We start from the raw sequence: 21,624 nt of genomic DNA on the forward strand, positions 1-21,624 counted from the left end.
TCGTTCCCCCGTCGAAGCGTCGAACCGTCCGCGGGGGAATGCATCTCGTGACGCTCCGCGTCACAAAAGCGGACGCAGAGCGTCCATGGCGGCATTCCCACGCAGAGCGTGGGAACGATCGACGGCTATCCGAGGGCTGTTTTCTCCAGGTGTTCAAGGATGATCGGATACACATCGACCACCGCGTTCTTGCCGAACATGCAATCGATGTGGCCGTAACCCGGCACCACATGCCGGCTGTAGCGTTCCGGCCCATGCTTCTCGCAAACCCGCTGATAGGTCTTGAGCGTGCTTTCCGGCAGATAACACTGGTTGTCGGCGCCGCTGATAAAACAGATCGGCATAGTCAGCCGATCAAAGTGCGGCATGTACACGTCGTGCCCTTTGAAATCCACCAGATGCCCTTTGCGCACGATCAGCGCCAGGTGTTCGAAGGTCTCGATGTTCGACTCGCCGAACAGCTCGTGCAGATTGTCGTGCAGGGTCTCGTTGAGGGTGTCGTGGCGATACAGCGAGGCGTACATGAAGGTGATGCGGTGACACACCGGGTTGGTGCAATAGCCCTGGGCTTCGATCCGCGCGTAGCCGTTGAGCGCCTTGTCGTAGAGCCGGTTGAACCAGTTCTCCTTGCTGTCGGCGTAGGCGGTCATGGATTTGATGCCGATCGCATCGAGCATTCCCGGCAAGTGCAGACCGGCCTTCAACCCCGTTGCGGTTGCGACCACCGTGTCGGCGGCGATCTGCGAGCAGACCACCGAACGCACCCCCTGCAAACCGGCGAGCAGCGACATGAAGAAGGTCGTGGCGCCGTAGCAATGCACCACGCACTGCACGTCCTTGGCCTTGGTTTCCTGCTGGATCTGCGCGATGGCGGCCTTGAAGTCGTATTGGGCGATCTGGTCGCCGTTCCATTCTTTCTTGCTTGCCGGCAGCAGGATGCTCACCCGGAAATCCAGCAGCCACACGTCGTAGTCGTGCTTGCACAGAAACTCGAGCAGGTTGGTCTGGATCGTATCGGTCGAGAAGATATTTGAGCCCACCCCCAGACCATGTACCAGCATCACCGGGCCTTTGCTGCCGGCCTGATAGCGGGTCAGGCGCAACTGCACGCCGTCTTCGGTGGAGAAGAAATGCACGGCAGGCGTCGGTGCATCCAGTGGCCGTTTCAGCCGTGGCGGCGCGTCGGGGTTGAAATATTTGTCACCGGCGAACACCCCGCCGTAACTCTCCCAGAGAATCCCGGCGAAGAACTTGCCGAACCGCGCCAGCCCTTCGATGCGCTCACGCTCGTTGCGCGCATTGAGGACTTTCATGGTGGTCATCTGCTTGGCGAAATCGGTCGGTTTGATGTGCATCACTCCGGAGCCGATCACCTCGCCGGTCTTGTCCTGCCCGCGATACAGCGTGACGTAAAGGGTGCTGGTGTCGTGCCAGATATTCAGCACGCCGTTGTCTTCCGGCACGGTCTTGAAGGCACTGAAGAAGTAGTCGTTGCCGTCCTCGGCGGTCAGTTTCATGTCGTACTTCATGTGGCGCGTATCGACCTGCTGCTCGAACTGCTCGAACAGGTTGAACACACCGTTGCTGGCGGTCAGCGGTTCCGGCGACAGCGCCGGGGCGATCACCGTGCCGACGATGGTCGCGGCGTGTTCCGGCTCCTTGATCATCCGGTTGAGGTCGTTGGCGGTGATGGTCAGGGTGAAGTCGATCGGCGAGTTGTCCGCCTCGCCGCGTTTGGCGGCCGCCTCATAAACCTTCAGGTCGGTGCTTTGCGCGGCGGTGAAAGCGCGGGAGAAGTAGCCCTTCATGGTTTCGGTGAACTGCACGCCGAGGGTCGGCGGCGCGGTCTGTTTGCGCGGCGCCGACGGCAGCGTGTAGTCGATCGTCCAGCCTCGGTCTGCCGCCAGCAGGCCCATGTTGCGCTCGCTCACGGCGGAGATGGTCAGCAGCGGATTGACCGCCAGTGACGTCGGGATCACCGCGCCGTCGGTCACGTACAGGTTGGCGTAGACATCGGTGCCGCTGGCGCCGCTGAACACCTGGCCCTTGTGGTTGACCACGCCTTGCGCGGCGTCTTCACCCATCACGCAACCGCCCAGCGGATGCACCGAGACGATGCTGTGCTTGAGCAGCTTGGTCCAGATCGGATTCTCGACCCAGATCCCGCCCAGGGCCTTGGTGCTCTGGTACAGGCGTTGGTTGCCGATCTTGAAGTTTTCCTGCTCGCCGACGCCCGGCCAGTCGATGCGCAGTTGATCCTTGCTGTCGAGAACCATGCGTCCCTGGCCGCTGTCGTGGCTCATGATCAGGTAGGTCTGCATGTTGTGCAGCGCCCCGTGATACGGGCCGCGCAGGAAGCTTTCGGCTTCGCGCTCCTTGTACTTCACCTTGCCACTGAAGCTGTCGTCGGTGGGCTTGCCGATCATCTCGGCGAACCCGGCCATTGCCGGCACCATCGGCCGGCCGAGCGCGCCGGGGATCGAGCCTTCCTCGATGACCATGCGACTGCTGCGGTCACCCTCGGTGCGCATGTCGATGATCGAGGTGATGCACGGGCCGACCGGTTGCAGTTCCTTGGCCGAATGCGCGCCGAAACCGATGCCGTTGATGGTCTGCTCACAGTTGTGGCCGAAGCCGAGGATGTCGCCGTTGCCGCTCATGTTCTCGCCGAGCTGGCCGGACATCGCCAGGCCTTTGTCCCGCGAACGCAGCAGAATTTCAGTGGAGCCGAGGGTGCCGGCGGACACCACGACGATGTCGGCCTTCACGAACAGCGTCGGCGCATCGAACTTCTCGCGGCCGCTATCGAGGTACTGGAAGTGCACGATCCAGCCATTGCCGTCGCGCTCCAGATGCCGCACCTGGGCCTGACAGAAAATCTCCGCGCCGTGATTGGTGGCGTCCGGCAGGTAGTTCATCAGCGTGGTGTTCTTGGCCTTGTTGTTACAGCCCGACACGCAGTCGCCGCAGTGGTTGCACGGCAGTTGCTCGACGCCGACGTGGTTGAGGTTGTTCGGCAGTTTGTCGAAGGTCACGTTAATCGGCGGCTTGTAGAAATGCGCGCCTTGCTTGAGGAAATCTGCGGATTTTTTGTTGGCATCGAGTTTCGGCAGGTTCGGCGCGGTGCTCGGGTAGGGATTGGGTTTGAGCATCTCCCGGGCCTTTTGGTAACCCAACTGGAGCAAGCCGTCGTGGTCTTCGCGCACCGCCAATGGCCAGCGCGGATCCTGAAACACATCGACAGTCGGCTCCAGGGAAACGTTGGCATTGATCAGCGACGTGCCGCCGAGACCACAACCGACCACCACGTTCTGCTGCGCGTTGACGTGCAGGTCGAACAACCCGGTGCGTGAGCCGATGTGGCCGTCCGGATCGTGCACCTGCAATTCTTCGGTCGCGGCGATCATGGTGTTGGGGTATTCGCCGGGCTGGATCTCCCGACCGCGTTCCAGCAGACAGACCCTTTTACCGGCCCGGGACAGGCGCGACGCGGCAATGCCGCCGCCGTACCCGGAGCCGATGACGATCACGTCGTAGTGTTCCTTGATGTCGCTGATGGGCGTTGCGATCCGTGTCATGAGGTGGTTCCTCTCTCAGGCAGATGGGGCAACTCTGCGGTTGCCTGCAATCAATGGGCGAACGGGCACCTGGCCTCCGGGAAATCCCGACGGCAGTACAACGGTTTGGGCAGGAATCAGGCGCTACAGTCGGGCGTGCTGATTGGCGGCACGACGCAACGTGCGCTTGCGCGGCGAAGGTGCCGGCAGAGCACGAAGCATGCAGGGATTGAGGGGTAAGCGGTGGGGCCGGGTATCCATCACGCGTTCTCCCTGAACCAGATGTGGATAAGTGACAGCTGTCCTTGTGCCATTGCAGTGAAGACAGGCACCGGATCGAAGTCAAGGCAGGCTCTTAGAACTGTATGAAATCTGATCAATCGCCTTTTGGACTAAGCCCGCCGGGGGTTGCAGGGTTTGGCAAACAAGTTATCCACATAGCCACCCACAGCTAATGGGGACAACTGTGGATGATCTGGAAAAATAGTCGCGGTTTTGTGAAGAAAAACCGTGACTTATCCAGAAGCAGGGTTTCCATTAGCGATTGACTGTTTTTTGATCAAATCGCTACATGTCAAGGATTACGTGGCTTCCAGAGGATGGCGAACACCTTATCCACAGAAGCGCCAACAGAGTTCGGGGGTAACTTGGCGGGTGCTGTGGAAAAGCGCTGGAGGCGTTGATAAATCGGGGTTTGCGTTGGGTTTGCTGGATTAAAAGGGTGGATTGATCGTTTTTTGATCAGGTCGATGTAAGCCACGGTTTATAGGGCTCTTAGCGGATAGCGAACATCTTATCCACAGAAGCGCCAACAGAGATTGGGGGCAAGTCTGGGAGTTGTTCTGGGGAAAAACTCAGAAAAAACCGCGAGTTAGGCTGGTTGTTTTTTGATCTGAGGGCTGGAGGGCTTGGTTTGTATGGGGTTGGGAGAGGGGCGAACATGTTATCCACAGAGTGGTTAACAGGGATTGTGTGTAAATTCTGAGGAGTGGATGGCTTGTGACCGCTGCCCTCACCCCAGCCCTCTCCCGGGGGGAGAGGGAGCCGACCGAGTTGCCCTTCTGAACTACATCGACCTGAAAGATCAATGTGTTCTCAGGCTTGGCCAAACCAAGGTCACCGCTGAAGTCGCAGGTCGATGTAAATAGCCAGCTCAACTCGGTCAGTTCCCTCTCCCTCTGGGAGAGGGCTAGGGTGAGGGGGCTTCTAGCGGACAACACCTTCTTCAATCAGCAACTTCAAAATCGCTTCAGCTCCGGCCTCAGCAGTCACACCCTTGAGCACCTGCCCCCCACCGCCACTGGCCTTGGCCGTAGCCGCCTTCATCCGGTCAGCCCCGCTCTTGGCCTTGATCACCTTCAAGCGTTTCGGCCGAGGCTTGGCCGGTTGCAGGGTCGCCATCGCAAGCAGTTCGTCATCCACCACTTCCACGTCCTCAGCTTGGAGAACCCCACGCCGGGCCGGGCCGTAAGCACTCTGCCGAGGCTTGGGCGCGGCGTTATCCACAGTCGCCAGAAACGGCAGCCGCACCTTCAGCCGGCGCCGCTGCCCACGGGGCAACGCTTGCAGCACCAGCGCCGAGCCGTCGTTAATCGATTCGACCTGCGCCAGCCCCACCACCAACGGCCAGCCCAGTCCTTCGGCCAGCAGAAACGGCAGCATCCCCGAACCTTCGCCGGTTTCCGCCTGACTGCCTGTCAGTACAACTTGCGCGCCAGCATCACGCAGATACTCGGTCAACGCCGGCAGCGCATCGGCGCCGGCCGGTTGTTCCAGCACATGCATCTGCGCAAGCCCCATGCCCAGATAGGCGCGCAGCGCCGGTTCCGCGATGTCGCCGGCGTGCAGCACTTGCAGGTTGTCCCCCGCCAGTTGCAGGCCGAGTTCCACCGCGCGGGCGTCCTGATCGGCGCGGCGCGGGCGGCCGGAGGTCGGGTGGGCGCCGATTGAAACCAGACTGATGATCTTTGTGCTCATAACCGTTCCTTAAGCCGCATCGCGCTTGGCTTCGTTGCGGTAAGCCTCTACCGCCGCGATCAAGGCCTGAAGAATTTCCGCGCTTTCGCCGATCACCGACAGGTCGGCACGCTTGATCATGTCGCAACCCGGATCGAGGTTGATCGCCACCACCTTGTCGCAGGCACCGATGCCTTGCAGGTGCTGGATCGCCCCGGAAATCCCCACGGCCACGTAAACCCGCGCGGTAACCCAGGTGCCGGACGCGCCGACCTGGCGGTCACGGGCCATGAAGCCATCGTCCACCGCCACCCGCGAAGCGCCTTCGGTGGCACCGAGGGCCGCAGCGGTCCTGTGGAAAAGCTCCCAATCCTTGACCCCGTTGCCGCCGGAGAAGATGAACTCGGCCTCGGCCATCGGAATCGCCGCCGGATCCACCGCCACCGCACCCAGATCCTCGATCCGCGACAAGCTGCGCGCGACGGGTGTGGATAACTCCACCGGCAGCGCTTCATGACGGGTTTCGCTGACCGGTTCGGCACATTCGGCGGACGCCAGAATCAACCGCGCCACCGGGCGGGCCAGATCCTGCAACCCGGCACCGGCGCGGCCGATGCATTCCTGATCCTTGACCTGCCACACCCGTGTCGCCGGGCGCTCATCCAGTGCAGCAGCAAAGCGCCGACCGAGTTCGCCGCCACCGCTGCGACTGTCCGGCAGCAGCCAGTGACGCGGGTTGAACTGGTTATCCACAGCCCGCAGGCCCTGGATCCGTTGCTCCGGTGCATAACCGCTGAACGCTTCGCCTTCCAGCACCAGCAAGCGATCAACGCCTGCGGTGGCGAAAGCGTTTTCCTTGTGCTCGCCGAACACCACGGCCAGCACCGCGCCTTCGCTGCCGGCCAGTTGATGAGCCAGACCGAGCAGGTCACGGTCATGGCTGCTCAAGCGGCCACCGACCATGTCGGGCACCACGCTGATATAGAACGCCGGGGCCGGCACCTGATGCAGCGGCAATTGCACTTCGACCGCGGCCGAACGTTTGACCGCCCCGCCCTGCTGGGCGCCGCTGCGGTCGATGCGCTTGATGCCGTTCGGCCCGATGAAGCCGATACCGTGCAGGTTCTTGCGGATGATCCCGTTGGGGCCCATCCAGCTGTGTTGCGCCGGTTGCATGGCCGCGTGCAGCGGGTGCAGACGGTTGCGTGCGATCCATTCGGCGCGGGGGTCGCGGCGGATAATGTCGCTCATCAGTGGGCCTCCGCAGGTTCACGTTTGGCCGGGGTGGCAGGCTTGTTCGGCGCGGCGTCTTCGAGCAGCGCGTCGGCCACCAGTTCGGCGATGTCCTTGATCAGCGGACGCGGTTCGACCACGCCTTCGAGCATCGCCGTGCACTGTGGACAACCCACGGCCACCAGCTCGGCGCCGGTCTCGCGAATGTCTTCCATGCGCATGTCGGGGATCCGCTGCTTGCCCGGAATGTCAGTGATCGGCGCCCCGCCACCGCCGCCGCAGCAGCGCGAACGGAAGCCGGAACGTTGCATTTCCTTGATCTCGATGCCGAGGGCGCGCAGCACTTCGCGCGGCGCTTCGTACTCGCCGTTGTAGCGGCCGAGGTAGCACGGATCGTGATAGGTCACGCTGTTGCCTTTGTGCTGTCCGAGGTTCAGCGCGCCAGCCTGAATGATTTCCGCCAGATAAGTGCTGTGGTGCTGCACGAGGTAGTTGCCATCGAACGCGCCGTACTCGTTTTTCAACACGTGGAAGCTGTGCGGATCGCAGGTGACGATGCGGTTGAAACTGTATTTGGCCAGGGTCTGGATATTGCGTTTGGCGAGCAGCTGGAAAGTCGCTTCGTCGCCAAGACGCCGGGCCACGTCGCCGCTGTCGCGTTCTTCCAGCCCCAGTACCGCGAAGTCGACCTTGGCCGCTTTCAGCACTTTGACGAACGCACGCAGAGTGCGCTGGTTGCGCATGTCGAAGGCGCCGTCACCGACCCAGAACAGCACGTCGGTGGTCTTCTTCTCGCTGAGCAGGTTGAGGTTCAGGTCGGCCGCCCAGTTCATCCGTCCGCCCGGGGCGAAACCGCCGGGGTTGTCGGTGGCAATCAGGTTTTCCAGGACTTCGGCGCCCTTGTTCGGGGTAGCGCCTTTTTCCAGAGTCAGGTGGCGGCGCATGTCGACGATGGCATCGACGTGCTCGATCATCATCGGGCATTCCTCGACGCAGGCGCGGCAGGTGGTGCACGACCACAGGGTTTCGGCATCGACCAGGCCGTTGACGATCGGTTGATGCGGATTGCCGCCGTGTTCGCCCACCGGTTTGCCGGGATAAGGGCTGCCGGCGAACTTGGCATCGGTGCCGCCGGCGAGGCCGACGACCATGTCCTGAATCAGTTTTTTCGGGTTCAGCGGCTGGCCGGCGGCGAACGCCGGGCACGCCGCTTCGCACTTGCCGCACTGCACGCAGGCGTCGAAACCAAGCAACTGGTTCCAGGTGAAATCCTTGGGTTTCTCCACGCCCAGCGGCGCGGTCGGATCATTCAGATCCAGAGGTTTCAAACCGGTGGAACGACCGCCACCAAAACGTTCGGCGCGACGGTGCCAGGCCAGGTGCAGGGCACCGGCGAAGGCGTGTTTCATCGGGCCGCCCCAGGTCATGCCGAAGAACAGCTCCGACACGCCCCACAGCACACCGATCCCGAGAATTGCTGCAAGCACCCAGCCGCCGAAGTTCTCCGGCAGGATCCCGGCCACCGGCAAGGTCACCAGGAAGAACGAGGCCGAGAACGCCAGCAGGCTTTTCGGCAGGCGCATCCACGGGCCTTTCGACAGCCGCGCCGGCGGGTTGAGCCGGCGCCGATAAACGAAGACCGCCCCGACGAACATCACCGCCGTCATCAGCAGCAACGCGTAGCCGAGAATGCGGTTATGCAGGCCGAAACCGTGCACCAGAATCGCCAGCACGATCGACGCCACCGCACCGCCCGCCGTGGCGACGTGGGTGTTGGCGATGTATTTGTCCCGCGCCACCACGTGGTGCAGATCGACCATGTAACGCTTGGGCATGGCGAACAGGCCGCCGATCAGATCGACCTTCGAGGCCCGGCCCCGGCGCCACATGGCCACCCGCCGCAACGCCCCCAGCACCGCGAGGGCCAGGGCTGCGAACAACAGGATTGGAAGAAGGGTGTTCAACATGGTGAAGCTCCCAAAGACCGCAGGGTCAGTGATCGTTCCCACGCTCTGCGTGGGAATGCAGCCCGGGACGCTCTGCGTCCCAAGAGCGGACGCAGAGCGTCCATTGATGCGTTCCCACGCAGAGCGTGGGAACGATCAGGCCTAGAGCGTTTAGAAGTCTTTGCACAACCGCAGGGCGTCATAGATGGCGGCGTGGGTATTACGCTGCGCCACGCAGTCACCGATGCGGAACAGCAGATAACCGTCGCCAGTGCTGCTCAACGAAGGTTGCGGCTGGATTGCGAACAGCGCCTCGACGTCGATCTGGCCCTTGTTGCGCGAGCCGTCCTTGAGGGCGTAGTAGATTTCCTCGTCCGGGCGCACGCCGTTCTCGACGACCACCTGATCCACCACCCGCTCCTCTTTGGCGCCGGTGTATTCGTTCTCCAGCACGGCGACGAGCTTGTCGCCTTCGCGGTAGACCTTCTCCAGCATCATGTCGCCGGTCATGATCACTTCTTTCGGGTACATGCTGCGGTAGTAGGTCGGGAACGACGTACCGCCGATGGCCACGCCCGGTTTGATGTCGTCGGTGACGATCTCGACCTGGCTGCCCTTGTCGGCGAGGAAGTCGGCCACCGACATACCGGTGAACTCGCAGATGGTGTCGTAGACCAGCACGTTCTTGCCCGGCGCAACCTTGCCGTCGAGCACGTCCCAGCTGCTGACGACCAGCCCTTCGGCGGCGCCCCAGTGTTCGTTCTGTTCCAGGTACGGGTGACCGCCGACCGCCAGCACCACGATGTCCGGACGCAGGTCCATGATGGTGTCGGCATCGGCGGCAGTGCCCAGACGCAGGTCCACTTTCAGACGTGCCAGTTCCAGTTGGAACCAGCGGGTGATACCGGCGATCTGGTCACGCTGCGGCGCTTTCGAGGCGGTAGTGATCTGGCCGCCGATGAATTCTTTCTTCTCGAACAGGGTCACGTCGTGGCCACGTTCGGCCGCCACACGGGCAGCTTCCATCCCCGCCGGGCCGGCACCGACGATCACCACTTTGCGTTTCGGCCCGGTGGATTTCTCGATGATGTGCGGCACGCCCATGTATTCACGGGAGGTCGCGGCGTTCTGGATGCACAGCACGTCCAGACCTTGATACTGACGGTCGATGCAGTAGTTGGCGCCGACGCACTGCTTGATCTGGTCGATCTGCCCCATCTTGATCTTGGCGATCAGGTGCGGGTCGGCGATGTGGGCGCGGGTCATGCCGACCATGTCGACGTAACCACCCTCCAGAATCCGCGTGGCCTGGTTCGGGTCCTTGATGTTCTGCGCGTGCAGCACCGGAACCTTGACCACTTCCTTGATCCCGGCCGCCAGGTGCAGGAACGGCTCCGGCGGATAGCTCATGTTCGGAATCACGTTGGCCAGGGTGTTGTGGGTGTCGCAACCCGAGCCGACGACGCCGATGAAATCGAGCATGCCGGTGTCGTCGTAATACTTGGCGATCTGCTTCATGTCTTCGTGGGACAGACCGTCCGGGTGGAACTCGTCGCCGCAGATACGCATGCCGACGCAGAAATCGTCACCGACTTCGGCGCGCACGGCTTTCAGGACTTCCAGACCGAACTTCATCCGGCCTTCAAAGGTGCCGCCCCATTCGTCGGTCCGCTTGTTGACCCGTGGGCTCCAGAACTGGTCAATCATGTGCTGGTGCACGGCCGACAGTTCAACACCGTCCAGGCCACCGGCCTTGGCGCGGCGAGCCGCTTGCGCGTAGTTGCCGATCACCCGCCAGATTTCTTCCGGCTCAATCGTTTTGCAAGTGGCACGGTGCACCGGTTCACGGATGCCCGACGGCGACATCAGGGTCGGCCAGTGGAAACCGTCCCAACGGGAGCGACGGCCCATGTGGGTAATCTGGATCATGATCTTGGCGCCATGCTTGTGCATGGCGTCGGCGAGATTCTGGAAGTGCGGGATGATCCGGTCGGTGGACAGGTTCACCGAACTCCACCATTGCTGCGGGCTGTCGATCGCCACCACGGACGAACCGCCACAGATCGCCAGGCCGATGCCGCCCTTGGCTTTCTCTTCGTAATACTTGACGTACCGCTCGGTGGTCATGCCGCCGTCGGTCGCGTAGACCTCGGCGTGCGCGGTGCTGAGCACGCGGTTGCGGATGGTCAGTTTGCCAATTTGAATTGGCTGAAACATTGCTTCGAAAGCCATGGCGGGTTCCTCGACTTACAACGGCTTGACGGTGAACAGGCCGTCGTCGTGGCCTTCTTCGGAGCCACCGTAAACCTGCTCGGCCACGGTGCGGATCTGGCTGCCGCGAGCGGCGAGGATCTGGTCCATGGCACCGGCAAACCAGCCGGTGAACATGTAGTCGACCTTGCGCCCGACCTTGCCGTAGACGTAGACGAACGCCGAGTGTTCGAGCTTGACGCTGGCGGTGCCTTTGTCGAGGTCGATGTCCTGGATCTTGAACAGGCCCCAGCCGCGCTGCGACAGACGCTTCATGTAGTGCTCGAACACCGCGACGCCTTCCAGGCCGTGGCACTCGGCTTCTTTTTCACACCAGTGCCAGGCGGATTTGTAGCCGGCCTTGTAGAGGATTTCGGCATAGGCGTCAGCGCCCAGCACTTCCTCGATGCCCATGTGGTTGTTGACGAAGAAATGGCGTGGCACGTACAGCATCGGCAGGGCGTCGGAGGTCCAGACACCGGTCTCGCTGTCGACTTCGATTGGCAATTGCGGGGCGATCTTGGCCATGGAAACTTAACTCCAGAAAAATTTTGGTGTTGCCCCCGGCGCGGACGGCCGGGGGAAAGTATTCGGGAAGCGGCGGCTTATTCGCCCCAGACGTCTTTGAGGACGTTGACCCAGTTTTCGCCCATGATCTTGCGTACCACGCGCTCGGAGTGGCCGCGCTTGAGCAGGGTTTCGGTCAGGTTCGGGAACTCGCCGACGGTGCGGATGCCCAGCGGGTTGATGATCTTGCCGAAGTTGGTCAGACGGCGGGCGTAGCCCTTGTCGTGGGTCAGGTATTCGAAGAAGTCCTGGCCGTGACCCTGGGTGAAGTCGGTGCCAATGCCGATGGCGTCTTCGCCGACCAGGTTCATGGTGTATTCGATGGCTTCGGCGTAGTCGTCGATGGTCGAATCGATACCCTTGGCCAGGAACGGCGCGAACATGGTCACGCCGACGAAACCGCCGTGGTCAGCAATAAACTTGAGCTCTTCATCGGATTTGTTGCGCGGGTGCTCTTTCAGCCCCGACGGCAGGCAGTGGGAATAGCAGACCGGTTTTTTCGATTCGAGGATGACTTCCTCGGAAGTCTTGGAGCCGACGTGGGACAGGTCGCACATGACGCCGACACGGTTCATCTCGGCAACGATTTCGCGACCGAAACCCGACAGACCGCCGTCACGTTCGTAGCAACCGGTGCCCACCAGATTCTGGGTGTTGTAGCACATCTGCACGATGCCGACGCCGAGCTGCTTGAACACCTCGACATAGCCGATCTGGTCTTCGAACGCGTGGGCGTTCTGGAAGCCGAAGAGGATGCCGGTCTTGCCCTGCTCCTTGGCTTTGCGGATGTCGGCGGTGGTGCGGACGGGGATCACCAGGTCGCTGTTTTCACGAATCAGTTTCTGGCTGGCAGCAATATTGTTGACCGTGGCCTGAAAGCCCTCCCACACCGACACGGTGCAGTTGGCCGCCGTCAGACCGCCCTTGCGCATGTCTTCGAACAGCTCGCGGTTCCATTTGGCAATGATCAGACCGTCGATAACGATGCTGTCGGCGTGTAATTCGGCTGGGCTCATCAGGCGTCCCCTTATTGGCGATTCATGCGCCGAATCGTCTGCCGGCGCTTTGGGGCCAGCATATGCCTCGGTGCGCGACCAGCCGGGTGCAAAAACGACAGGGGAATTGCCGAAAGCGTCAATCCGCGACAAAGGGTCGCCAACCGGTCCGACCGGCCACCTGTTCAAGCCCGCGAGCTTGAGCCAGAATCTGCCGCATCCCGGAAACACCACTGGATTAGAGCGGCGACATCAATGAAATCGATCTTCCTGGCCCTGGCCCTGATTGCGACCGGCGTACACGCCGCCGAAGAGTCCGACAACAACCCGTGCGACGCGGTGGAAAACGACATCCAGACCCTGGAATGCTCGACCTACAGCCGCACCACCGCCGAGGACCTGCTCAAGGACAACTACGCCAGCCTCAACGAACGCATGCAGACCGCCTACGGCAAGAACCCGGCACAACTGGCCGACATCACCGCCAAACTCAAAGCCGCCCAGCAACAATGGCTGAAGACCCGCGACGCCGACTGCGCCGTCGAAGCCTTCCCGGCGACGGACGGCAGCAAGGCGTTCAAGATTGCGCAGAATGACTGCGTGGCGCGGATGAGTGACGAGCGGTCGGAGTTTTTGGAGTCGATTGGGCAAGAGTGATCAGGATCACCTAATAATTTTGCCCCTCTTTGTTAGCACTGCAGAGGTTTGCTTTTAGCCTCTTAAAATTCAAGGACGGACTATAACATGCAATGGCTACCCTCTTTTCCAACTGACAACCTCTACAAACTCATAGCTATCTTTGGCCTTTGGCTAACAGCAGGCTTACTGGCCGGCATGTTTTATTTAAGTTACCTAACATACGCACTGGAAGAAGAAACCAAACAAAACATCCACTACATGAACACCGAGGCTAGAATCTCAGAAATAAAAAAACGCCTAACAAGCCTGAAAAACAATGCTCCCGAGGAAAACAAACTCGAATGGTCAGCTGTATTCACTGATGAAATGACAGCACTTCAAAAAACCCTAGAAATCAGTGAAAAAAATCTTGAAAAACCAAAAAAACCCGACAATCCCATTAATGAATCAATGATGGGATTCTTGTTTTCCGGCGATTACTGGATCTACATTTTTATCGCAGCGTACTCCCTCCTGACCGTTACCTGCACTTACTTCGGATTTAAGCTATGGTATAAAAAAATACACCTTCCAGCTGAAGAGCAACACTATCTCGATATGAGGATAAAAGAAGCAACTTTATTGAAACTTCAGGTAGAGATTAATCAAATCCAGCCAATGCCTGAGACAATAAAACAACTCTTCAAGCTCCATAGCACAATTAAACCCAACAAAAAATCCGATGTGACAATCTAATAAGATACGGAGCAACAATGAACATCTGCGGTATCGAAATCAAAGGCAGTGAAGCGATCATCGCCGTGGCGTCCCTCGATGGTTCGGGGCTGAGCCATGTGGCTCTGAGCACCAAGAAAATCGCCCTGGACGATGACGACGAGGCGGCCAACGTGAAGCTGTTCGCCGCTCAAGTGGCGTCGTTCGTGCGCGAGAACTCCATCGATCGCATCGCGATCAAGAAGCGCAGCAAGAAGGGCGAGTTTGCCGGTGGGCCGACCACGTTCAAGATCGAGGGTGTGTTTCAGTTGCTGGACGGTTGCGAGGTGACGCTGCTGTCGCCGCAGACGATCAATGCCCAGGCCAAGAAGCACAATTTCGAGCTGCCGGGGACGCTGAACAAGTATCAGCATGAAGCCTACAAGGCAGCGTGCTCGGCGTTGGTGAAGAAGTAGCTAGCGCGCTTTACGCGTGCTCAGCCAGTCGCCGAAGGACTTGTCTTCCAGCGCATAGCCACCACGGCTCGACTTCCACACCAGCTCCTTGTCGCGCAGGGCATCGATGCAGGCCTGAATGGTCTGGGTGCCCGGCACCACGTCGCTGCCCAGGTTTTCCAGTGCCTTGCTGACGGCCGTGAGCGTGCTGTCTGTGAACGGCGCGAATGGCTCGTTGTTCTGTGAGCGCTCCACCATCACCTCCAGCACGGCGCGCTGAGGGATGGTCAGAGCGTTCCACGCGCTCTCGAACTCGGTCCATACGCCTGCGCGCAACAATTCGGCACGGCTTTGCAGCAGTTGCCCCAGATTGCTGGCCTCGCCCAGCTCCAGTGCCACTTCACCAATGATGGTGCGCAACATTTCCGGGCGTCGCCCCACCAACTCGAAAGCGTCGTCGATATCGGCAGCGCTGAACTGGTTGGTCTCGGCCAGATGGGCGTTGAGGTGCAAGGTGTACGCCTGGGTGAACTCTTTTCCCAGCAACGGAAAGGGCGTGATGCTCGAGCCGAAAAACGGTTGGCTCTTGCCCAGCACCAGATGGGCGAGTTTGTCGCGATTGGAACCGGTGAACACCAGATGCAAACCGCTGCCCTCGCCTTCCCGTCCCTGGTTGAGCTGATCCCGTGCAGCCTTAAGGGCAAACATCGCGTTGATGCCTGCGGCGGTGGTGAGTGCGTGCTGGGCCTCATCGATCACCAGCACTACGGATTTTTCGGCGGCGCTGTGGAGCAGTTCCAGCGCTTGCGTCAGGGTCGCGCCGGCCGGCAGTTGCGGCTTGGTGAAATCCCAGGACAAGGTGCGCAGAAAGCTGAGTTTTTCGATGCCGATATTCTTCGCCAGTTTGCGGATGCCCCTTTCAAAGGGGACCAACGCACCTGCAATGGCACTGGCGATCAAGTCAGCAGGGTCTTTTTCCTTGTCGGCCCACAGGTCGACGTAAACCGTCAGCCAGCCTCGGGCCTGGCATTCCGGGATCAGATCCTCGCGCAGAAAGGTACTTTTGCCTGTGCGACGCGGCGCTGCCAAAAAAAGGCCGGAGGTGAAATCCTGCAGACCTGCACCCACCAGACCATCGGCAACGCTGCGGGCCAGAGCGGGGCGGCGGAAAACGAAGCCGTTGTTTCGGGACATGGTTTTACACTCAATTATTCAAACGACTGTAATTTATACCTAAAAGTATAATTAACTATAATCGTCCGTCAAACGGCCTCCCGTCGCCGATCCTCTCGCGGACACCGGGCAAACTTCGCCCGGTAGCTGCGGGTGAAATACGACGGGGATTCAAACCCGCAGGCGATGCTGACTTCCAGCACGCTCATGTCGGTCTGGCGCAACAGTTGCCGGGCCTTTTCCAGCCTTAAGCGCAGATAGAAATTGCTCGGTGTGTCGTTCAGGTGCAGACGGAACAACCGCTCCAGTTGCCGCCTTGTCACCTTGATCGATTCCGCCAGTTCCAGCGTGGTCAGCGGCGGTTCGCTGTGCTGCTCCATCTCGCCGATCACATGCACCAGCTTCTTGTTGCTGATGCCGTAGCGCGTGGCAACTTCCATGCGCTGGTGGTCCTTGCGCGGACGAATCCGCCCCAATACAAACTGCTCGCTGACCTGGATCGCCAGCTGCGGGCCGTGGGCCTGGGCAATCAGGTCGAGCATCAGGTCGATGGATGCGGTACCGCCGGCAGAAGTGATGCGCCGACGGTCGATCTCGAACAGCTCCTGGGTGACGCTGAGCTGTGGATAAGATTCCTTGAAGGCGTCGATGGCCTCCCAGTGCAGGGTCAGGCGATGGCCATCGAGCAGACCGGCTTCGGCAAGGACGAAGCTGCCGGTGTCGATGGCGCCGAGGGTCACGCCTTCGTTGTCCAGCCGTCGCAGCCAGTGCTCCAGCGCCGGGGTGGCGAATTTCAACGGTTCAAAACCGGCGACCACCAGCAGCGTCGCCCCTTTCTTCAGCGGCTCCAGCGCCGCATCGGCGTTGACCGACATCCCGTTACTCGCCAGCACCGCCCCGCCATCGGCGCTCAAGACGTGCCAGCGGTACAGCTCGCCGCGAAAGCGGTTGGCCACCCGCAGCGGTTCGATCGCGGAGATGAACCCGATGGCGGAAAAACCCGGCATCAACAGAAAGTAGAAATCCTGGGACATGGCGCGCACTCGGTCAGCGGGTAGCGTGCAACGTTGATACGCCAGTTGTCGGCGGCATTCAAGAGCACAGGTCGCTGCAGTGCAAGAGCTGGTCGCCGCAGTGCGCTTTTACGGGGACGTTGCTGCGTAATTTGAGCATCACCGGCGCATCAGACACCGGAACCCACAATAACGACCTGCCGAGGAACCCGACATGAAACGACTGATCAGCAGCTGTGTTCTCGCACTCAGCGGTACCGCGTTTTTAAGCGCCAGTGTCATGGCGGCCGATTCCGCATCGTGTCAGAACGTGCGCATGGGCGTGGTGAACTGGACCGACGTGATCGCCACCAGCGCCATGGCCCAGGTTCTGCTCGACGGCCTCGGCTACAGCACCAAACAGACCAGCGCCTCCCAGCAGATCGTCTTCGCCGGCATCCGCGATCAGCGTCTGGATCTGTTCCTCGGCTACTGGAACCCGCTGATGACCCAGACCATCACCCCGTTCGTCGAGGCCAACCAGGTCAAGGTGCTTGAAGCGCCGAGCCTCAAGGATGCGCGCGCCACCCTCGCCGTGCCGACCTACCTGGCGGACAAGGGCCTGAAAACCTTCGCCGACATCGCCAAGTTTGAAAAAGAGTTGGGCGGCAAGATCTACGGCATCGAGCCCGGCTCGGGCGCCAACACCCAGATCAAGGCGATGATCGCCAAGAACCAGTTCGGCCTCGGCAAGTTCCAGCTCGTGGAATCGAGCGAGGCCGGCATGCTCGCCGCCGTCGATCGCGCCGTGCGCCGCAAGGAGGCCGTAGTGTTCTTCGGCTGGGCGCCGCACCCGATGAACGTCAACGTGCAGATGACCTACCTGACCGGCAGCGACGACGCCCTCGGCCCGAACGAAGGCATGGCCACCGTATGGACCGTCACCGCGCCGAAATACGCCGAACAATGCCCGAACGTCAGCCGTCTGCTGAGCAACTTGACGTTCACCGCCGAAGACGAGAGCCGGATGATGCAGCCGCTGCTCGATCACAAGGACGCTTTCGAATCGGCCAAACAATGGCTCAAGGATCACCCGCAGGACAAACAGCGCTGGCTCGAAGGCGTTACCACTTTCGATGGCAAACCGGCGGCTGAAAACCTCCAGCTCACCAGCAAATAAACCGCAACGAACGAACCACTTCGCAGCCCGCCACGGGCTGCGAACAGACCCATCACGCCTGAAGGAAAACGCACCATGAATCACGACGTCATCATCACCTGCGCACTCACCGGTGCTGGCGACACGACCGCCAAAAGCCCACACGTGCCGGTCACCCCGAAACAGATCGCCGCAGCTGCGGTGGAAGCGGCCAAGGCCGGCGCCACGGTCGTGCACTGCCACGTTCGTGACCCGCAGACCGGCAAGTTCAGCCGTGACGTGGCGCTGTACCGCGAAGTCATGGAGCGCATCCGCGAAGCCGACGTCGACATCATCGTCAACCTCACCGCCGGCATGGGCGGCGACCTGGAAATCGGCCCTGGCGAGAGCCCGATGGAGTTCGGTCCGAACACCGATCTGGTCGGCCCGCTGACCCGTCTGGCCCACGTCGAAGAACTGCTGCCGGAAATCTGCACGCTGGATTGCGGCACCCTGAACTTCGGCGACGGCGACACCATTTACGTTTCCACCCCGGCCCAACTGCGGGCCGGCGCCAAACGCATCACCGAGCTGGGCGTGAAGGCGGAGCTGGAGATTTTCGACACCGGTCACCTGTGGTTCGCCAAACAGATGATCAAGGAAGGCCTGCTCGACAACCCGTTGTTCCAGCTGTGCCTGGGTATCCCGTGGGGCGCGCCGGCCGACACCACCACCATGAAAGCCATGGTCGACAACCTGCCCGCCGACGCGGTGTGGGCCGGGTTCGGCATCGGCCGGATGCAGATGCCGATGGCGGCGCAAGCGGTGCTGCTCGGCGGCAACGTGCGGGTCGGTCTGGAAGACAACCTGTGGCTGGACAAAGGCGTGCTGGCGACCAACGGCCAACTGGTCGAACGCGCCACCGAAATCCTCAGCCGCCTCGGCGCCCGCGTGCTGACCCCGGCTGAAGGTCGCAAGAAGATGGGTCTGACCCAGCGCGGCTGAAATCACCCTTTCCCCCGGTGGGCGGGCCATTGACGCCCACCGTTTTTTTGCCTCATTCCAGGAAGTGACCATGAGCTTTATCACCGAAATCAAAACCTTCGCAGCACTGGGCAGCGGCGTCATCGGCAGCGGCTGGGTCGCCCGCGCCCTCGCCCACGGCCTCGACGTGGTGGCCTGGGACCCGGCGCCGGGTGCCGAAGCGGCGCTGCGCAAACGCGTGGCCAACGCCTGGGGCGCGCTGGAGAAAAACGGTCTGGCGCCGGGCGCGTCGCAGGATCGCCTGCGCTTTGTGGCGACCATTGAAGAGTGCGTGCGCGATGCGGATTTCATCCAGGAAAGCGCCCCGGAACGCCTCGAACTGAAACTGGATCTGCACAGCAAAATCAGTGCGGCGGCCAAGCCGAATGCGTTGATCGGTTCCAGCACTTCCGGCCTGTTGCCGAGCGAGTTCTACGAGAGCTCGACCCACCCGGAACGTTGCGTGGTCGGTCACCCGTTCAACCCGGTTTACCTGCTGCCATTGGTGGAAGTGGTCGGCGGCAAGAACACCGCGCCGCAAGCGATTCAAGCGGCGATGAACGTCTACGAATCCCTCGGCATGCGCCCGCTGCATGTGCGCAAGGAAGTGCCGGGCTTCATCGCCGACCGCCTGCTCGAAGCGCTGTGGCGTGAGGCGCTGCACCTGGTCAACGACGGTGTGGCGACCACCGGTGAGATCGACGATGCGATCCGCTTTGGCGCGGGCCTGCGCTGGTCGTTCATGGGTACGTTCTTGACTTACACCCTGGCCGGTGGCGATGCCGGTATGCGCCACTTCATGTCGCAGTTCGGCCCGGCGTTGCAGTTGCCGTGGACGTACCTGCCGGCACCGGAACTGACCGACAAGTTGATCGACGATGTGGTGGACGGCACCAGCGATCAACTGGGCCGGCACAGTATTTCGGCGCTGGAGCGCTATCGTGATGATTGCCTGCTGGCGGTGCTTGAGGCGGTGAAGACCACCAAAGAGAAGCATGGGATGAGTTTCAGCGAGTAACCGATCGCTCCCACGTCGAGGCGTCGAACCGTCTGCGTGGGAATGCAGCCCGGGACGCTCTGCGTCCCAGAAGCGTGACGCAGAGCGTCACAGGAGGCGTTCCCACGCAGAGCGTGGGAACGATCGCATCAGGAGAAAATATGCCCACCCTCACCACCTACCAAACCCGCATCATCCCCGACTGGGTCGACTACAACGGCCACCTGCGCGACGCCTTCTATCTGCTGATTTTCAGCTACGCCACCGACGCCCTGATGGATCGCCTCGGCATGGACAGCAACAACCGCGAAGCCAGCGGTCACTCGCTGTTCACCCTCGAACTGCACCTCAATTACCTGCACGAAGTGAAGCTCGATGCCGAAGTCGAAGTGCGCACGCAGATCATCGGTCACGACCAGAAGCGCCTGCACCTCTATCACAGCCTGCATCTGGCCGGCGGTGACATGGAGCTGGCCGGCAACGAACAGATGCTGCTGCACGTCGATCTGGCCGGGCCGCGTTCCGCGCCGTTTACCCCGGACACCCTGGGCCGCCTGCAAGCCATCGTCGCCGAGCAGGCCGACCTGCCCGCGCCTGCTTACATCGGCCGGGTCATCGCCCTGCCCCCAGCCCGGTAAATCCATCCCTCACAAGGAGCCGCCATGCAAACCGCCGCTGCAGTTGCCGATTTCCGTACTTATCCGTTGATCAGCGCGCTGAACGGCGTGCAGAACCTGGCGGATCGCGTCCTGATCGAATGGGCCGACGGGCGTGTCAGCCCGTTCCACCACGTGTGGCTGCGGGACAATTGCCCGTGTCCACACTGTGTCTACAGCGTCACTCGTGAGCAGGTGTTCGAGATCGTCGATGCAGCGCAGGATCTGTCGCCCTCCGCCGTGCACATCGACACCGATGGCTGCCTGCGTATCGACTGGCAGGACGGCCACCTCAGCCGCTTCGATGCCGGCTGGTTGCGCGCCCACGCCTACGATGATGAATCCCGCGCCGAACGCCTCGCCGCCAAGCCGAAACCCTTCCTGTGGCGCAGTGATTTGCAGTTGCCGGTGTTCGACTATGCAGCCCTGATGAACGACAACGCCGCGTTGCTGCAATGGTTGCTGGCAGTACGCGATATCGGTCTGACTCAGGTGCGTGGCGTGCCCACCGAACCCGGCTCGCTGAAGCTGATCGCCCAGCGCATTTCGTTCATCCGCGAGAGCAACTTCGGCGTGCTGTTCAACGTGCAATCCAAGGCCGACGCCGACAGCAATGCCTACACCGCTTTCAACCTGCCATTGCACACGGATCTGCCGACCCGCGAGCTGCAACCGGGCCTGCAATTTCTGCATTGTCTGGTGAACGACGCCGAGGGTGGCGAGAGCATTTTCGTCGACGGTTTTGCGATTGCCGAAGCGTTGCGCCAGGAAGATCCCGCGTCGTTTCAGGCGCTGTGCGAAATCCCGGTGGAGTTTCGCAACAAGGACCGCCACAGCGACTATCGCTGCCTCGCGCCGGTCATCGCCCTGGACGCGTTGGGCCGGGTCGCGGAAATCCGCATGGCCAACTTTTTGCGCGGGGCGTTCGACACGTCCGTGGAGCAAATGCCCCTGCTGTATCGCGCTTATCGGCGCTTCATCGCCATGACCCGCGAGCCACGCTTTCGGGTGATGCAGCGGCTCAATCCGGGCGAGTTGTGGTGCTTCGACAACCGCCGCACTTTGCACGCGCGCAATGCGTTCGACCCGACCACCGGGGCCCGGCATTTTCAGGGCTGCTACATCGATCGGGATGAATTGCTGTCGCGGATTCTGGTGTTGCAGCGCTAGACCGCGTCAGCCTTATTCGCAGGCAAAAAAAGCCCCGATACAAGCCGTGACAGGATCGGGGCGAGGGTACTGTTGAGGAGCTGCCGTGGCGAGGGTGACCAAACCTTCGTGAAGCGAGCTGAGGCCAGTGTGCCGACTCCCCTTGACGGCGAGTTAGCCGAAAACGACCTGTTCATAGCCGTCG

At 61.2% G+C, this 21,624-nt stretch carries 17 protein-coding genes; 8 read left to right on the top strand and 9 right to left on the bottom strand.

Annotated elements, in window-relative coordinates; genetic code table 11:
* Positions 1-125: 125 nt before the first annotated feature.
* From AC07Y2_RS02155 to AC07Y2_RS02185, 7 genes are all read right to left on the bottom strand, one after another.
* The gene (locus AC07Y2_RS02155) at positions 126-3,578 is read right to left on the bottom strand and encodes a GMC family oxidoreductase N-terminal domain-containing protein (RefSeq protein ID WP_103385386.1); all 3,453 of its coding nucleotides are present in this window, start codon (positions 3,576-3,578) and stop codon (positions 126-128) included.
* Between the two features lie 1,185 nt (positions 3,579-4,763).
* The gene (gene etfB, locus AC07Y2_RS02160; RefSeq protein ID WP_103385385.1) at positions 4,764-5,534 is read right to left on the bottom strand and encodes an electron transfer flavoprotein subunit beta; all 771 of its coding nucleotides are present in this window, start codon (positions 5,532-5,534) and stop codon (positions 4,764-4,766) included.
* Positions 5,535-5,543: 9 nt separating this feature from the next.
* Positions 5,544-6,764, bottom strand: a complete 1,221-nt coding sequence (gene etfA, locus AC07Y2_RS02165) for an electron transfer flavoprotein subunit alpha (protein WP_103385384.1) — start codon at positions 6,762-6,764, stop codon at positions 5,544-5,546.
* Complete coding sequence (gene dgcB / locus AC07Y2_RS02170) at positions 6,764-8,713, bottom strand: dimethylglycine demethylation protein DgcB (RefSeq protein WP_103385383.1); 1,950 nt, start codon at positions 8,711-8,713, stop codon at positions 6,764-6,766. The genes etfA and dgcB overlap by 1 nt, the downstream gene beginning before the upstream one ends.
* Before the next feature lie 150 nt (positions 8,714-8,863).
* Positions 8,864-10,924 carry a dimethylglycine demethylation protein DgcA gene (gene dgcA / locus AC07Y2_RS02175; protein ID WP_011336289.1) on the bottom strand — a complete coding sequence of 687 codons (2,061 nt, stop codon included), beginning with the start codon at positions 10,922-10,924 and terminating at the stop codon, positions 8,864-8,866.
* A gap of 15 nt (positions 10,925-10,939) precedes the next feature.
* A complete protein-coding gene (locus AC07Y2_RS02180) occupies positions 10,940-11,470 on the bottom strand; it encodes a DUF5943 domain-containing protein (RefSeq protein ID WP_011336290.1) in 531 nt (176 codons plus the stop codon).
* 77 nt (positions 11,471-11,547) lie between these two features.
* Positions 11,548-12,525 carry a dipeptidase gene (locus tag AC07Y2_RS02185; RefSeq protein ID WP_039768004.1) on the bottom strand — a complete coding sequence of 326 codons (978 nt, stop codon included), beginning with the start codon at positions 12,523-12,525 and terminating at the stop codon, positions 11,548-11,550.
* A 234-nt stretch (positions 12,526-12,759) separates the two neighbouring features.
* On the opposite strand from AC07Y2_RS02185, the gene AC07Y2_RS02190 reads away from it, so the two are divergent.
* The 3 genes from AC07Y2_RS02190 (at position 12,760) to AC07Y2_RS02200 (ending at position 14,312) form a co-directional block, all read left to right on the top strand.
* Entirely contained in the window at positions 12,760-13,161 is a 402-nt protein-coding gene (locus AC07Y2_RS02190; protein ID WP_039768003.1) for a lysozyme inhibitor LprI family protein, read from the top strand.
* Between the two features lie 87 nt (positions 13,162-13,248).
* The gene (locus AC07Y2_RS02195) at positions 13,249-13,878 is read left to right on the top strand and encodes a hypothetical protein (protein ID WP_039768002.1); all 630 of its coding nucleotides are present in this window, start codon (positions 13,249-13,251) and stop codon (positions 13,876-13,878) included.
* Positions 13,879-13,895: 17 nt separating this feature from the next.
* Entirely contained in the window at positions 13,896-14,312 is a 417-nt protein-coding gene (locus AC07Y2_RS02200; RefSeq protein WP_103385382.1) for a DUF3010 family protein, read from the top strand.
* Here the strand turns inward: AC07Y2_RS02200 and AC07Y2_RS02205 are convergent, their stop codons facing one another.
* Together AC07Y2_RS02205 and AC07Y2_RS02210 are read right to left on the bottom strand one after the other, a co-directional pair.
* Complete coding sequence (locus AC07Y2_RS02205; protein WP_103385381.1) at positions 14,313-15,485, bottom strand: ATP-binding protein; 1,173 nt, start codon at positions 15,483-15,485, stop codon at positions 14,313-14,315.
* A 68-nt stretch (positions 15,486-15,553) separates the two neighbouring features.
* Positions 15,554-16,498, bottom strand: coding sequence for a GlxA family transcriptional regulator (locus AC07Y2_RS02210; RefSeq protein WP_011336294.1), 945 nt, complete (start codon positions 16,496-16,498; stop codon positions 15,554-15,556).
* Positions 16,499-16,691: 193 nt separating this feature from the next.
* Here AC07Y2_RS02210 and choX point away from each other — a divergent pair, with 193 nt between their 5' ends.
* The 5 genes from choX to AC07Y2_RS02235 all read left to right on the top strand — a co-directional run bounded on the left by choX (position 16,692) and on the right by AC07Y2_RS02235 (position 21,440).
* On the top strand, positions 16,692-17,636 hold the full coding sequence (choX, locus tag AC07Y2_RS02215) for a choline ABC transporter substrate-binding protein (RefSeq protein WP_039768001.1): 945 nt from the start codon (positions 16,692-16,694) through the stop codon (positions 17,634-17,636).
* A gap of 75 nt (positions 17,637-17,711) precedes the next feature.
* Positions 17,712-18,599 (top strand): 3-dehydrocarnitine:acetyl-CoA trimethylamine transferase CdhC, encoded by an 888-nt coding sequence (gene cdhC / locus AC07Y2_RS02220; RefSeq protein ID WP_039768000.1) that lies wholly within the window; start codon positions 17,712-17,714, stop codon positions 18,597-18,599.
* Positions 18,600-18,669: 70 nt separating this feature from the next.
* Positions 18,670-19,635, top strand: a complete 966-nt coding sequence (locus tag AC07Y2_RS02225) for an L-carnitine dehydrogenase (RefSeq protein WP_103385380.1) — start codon at positions 18,670-18,672, stop codon at positions 19,633-19,635.
* A gap of 140 nt (positions 19,636-19,775) precedes the next feature.
* Positions 19,776-20,252: a thioesterase family protein gene (locus AC07Y2_RS02230; protein ID WP_103385379.1), complete on the top strand. Its 477-nt coding sequence runs from the start codon at positions 19,776-19,778 to the stop codon at positions 20,250-20,252.
* Positions 20,253-20,276: 24 nt separating this feature from the next.
* Positions 20,277-21,440 carry a gamma-butyrobetaine dioxygenase gene (locus AC07Y2_RS02235; RefSeq protein ID WP_103385378.1) on the top strand — a complete coding sequence of 388 codons (1,164 nt, stop codon included), beginning with the start codon at positions 20,277-20,279 and terminating at the stop codon, positions 21,438-21,440.
* Positions 21,441-21,624 lie beyond the last annotated feature (184 nt).

The organism is Pseudomonas sp. GW456-12-1-14-TSB6 (genome assembly GCF_059424205.1).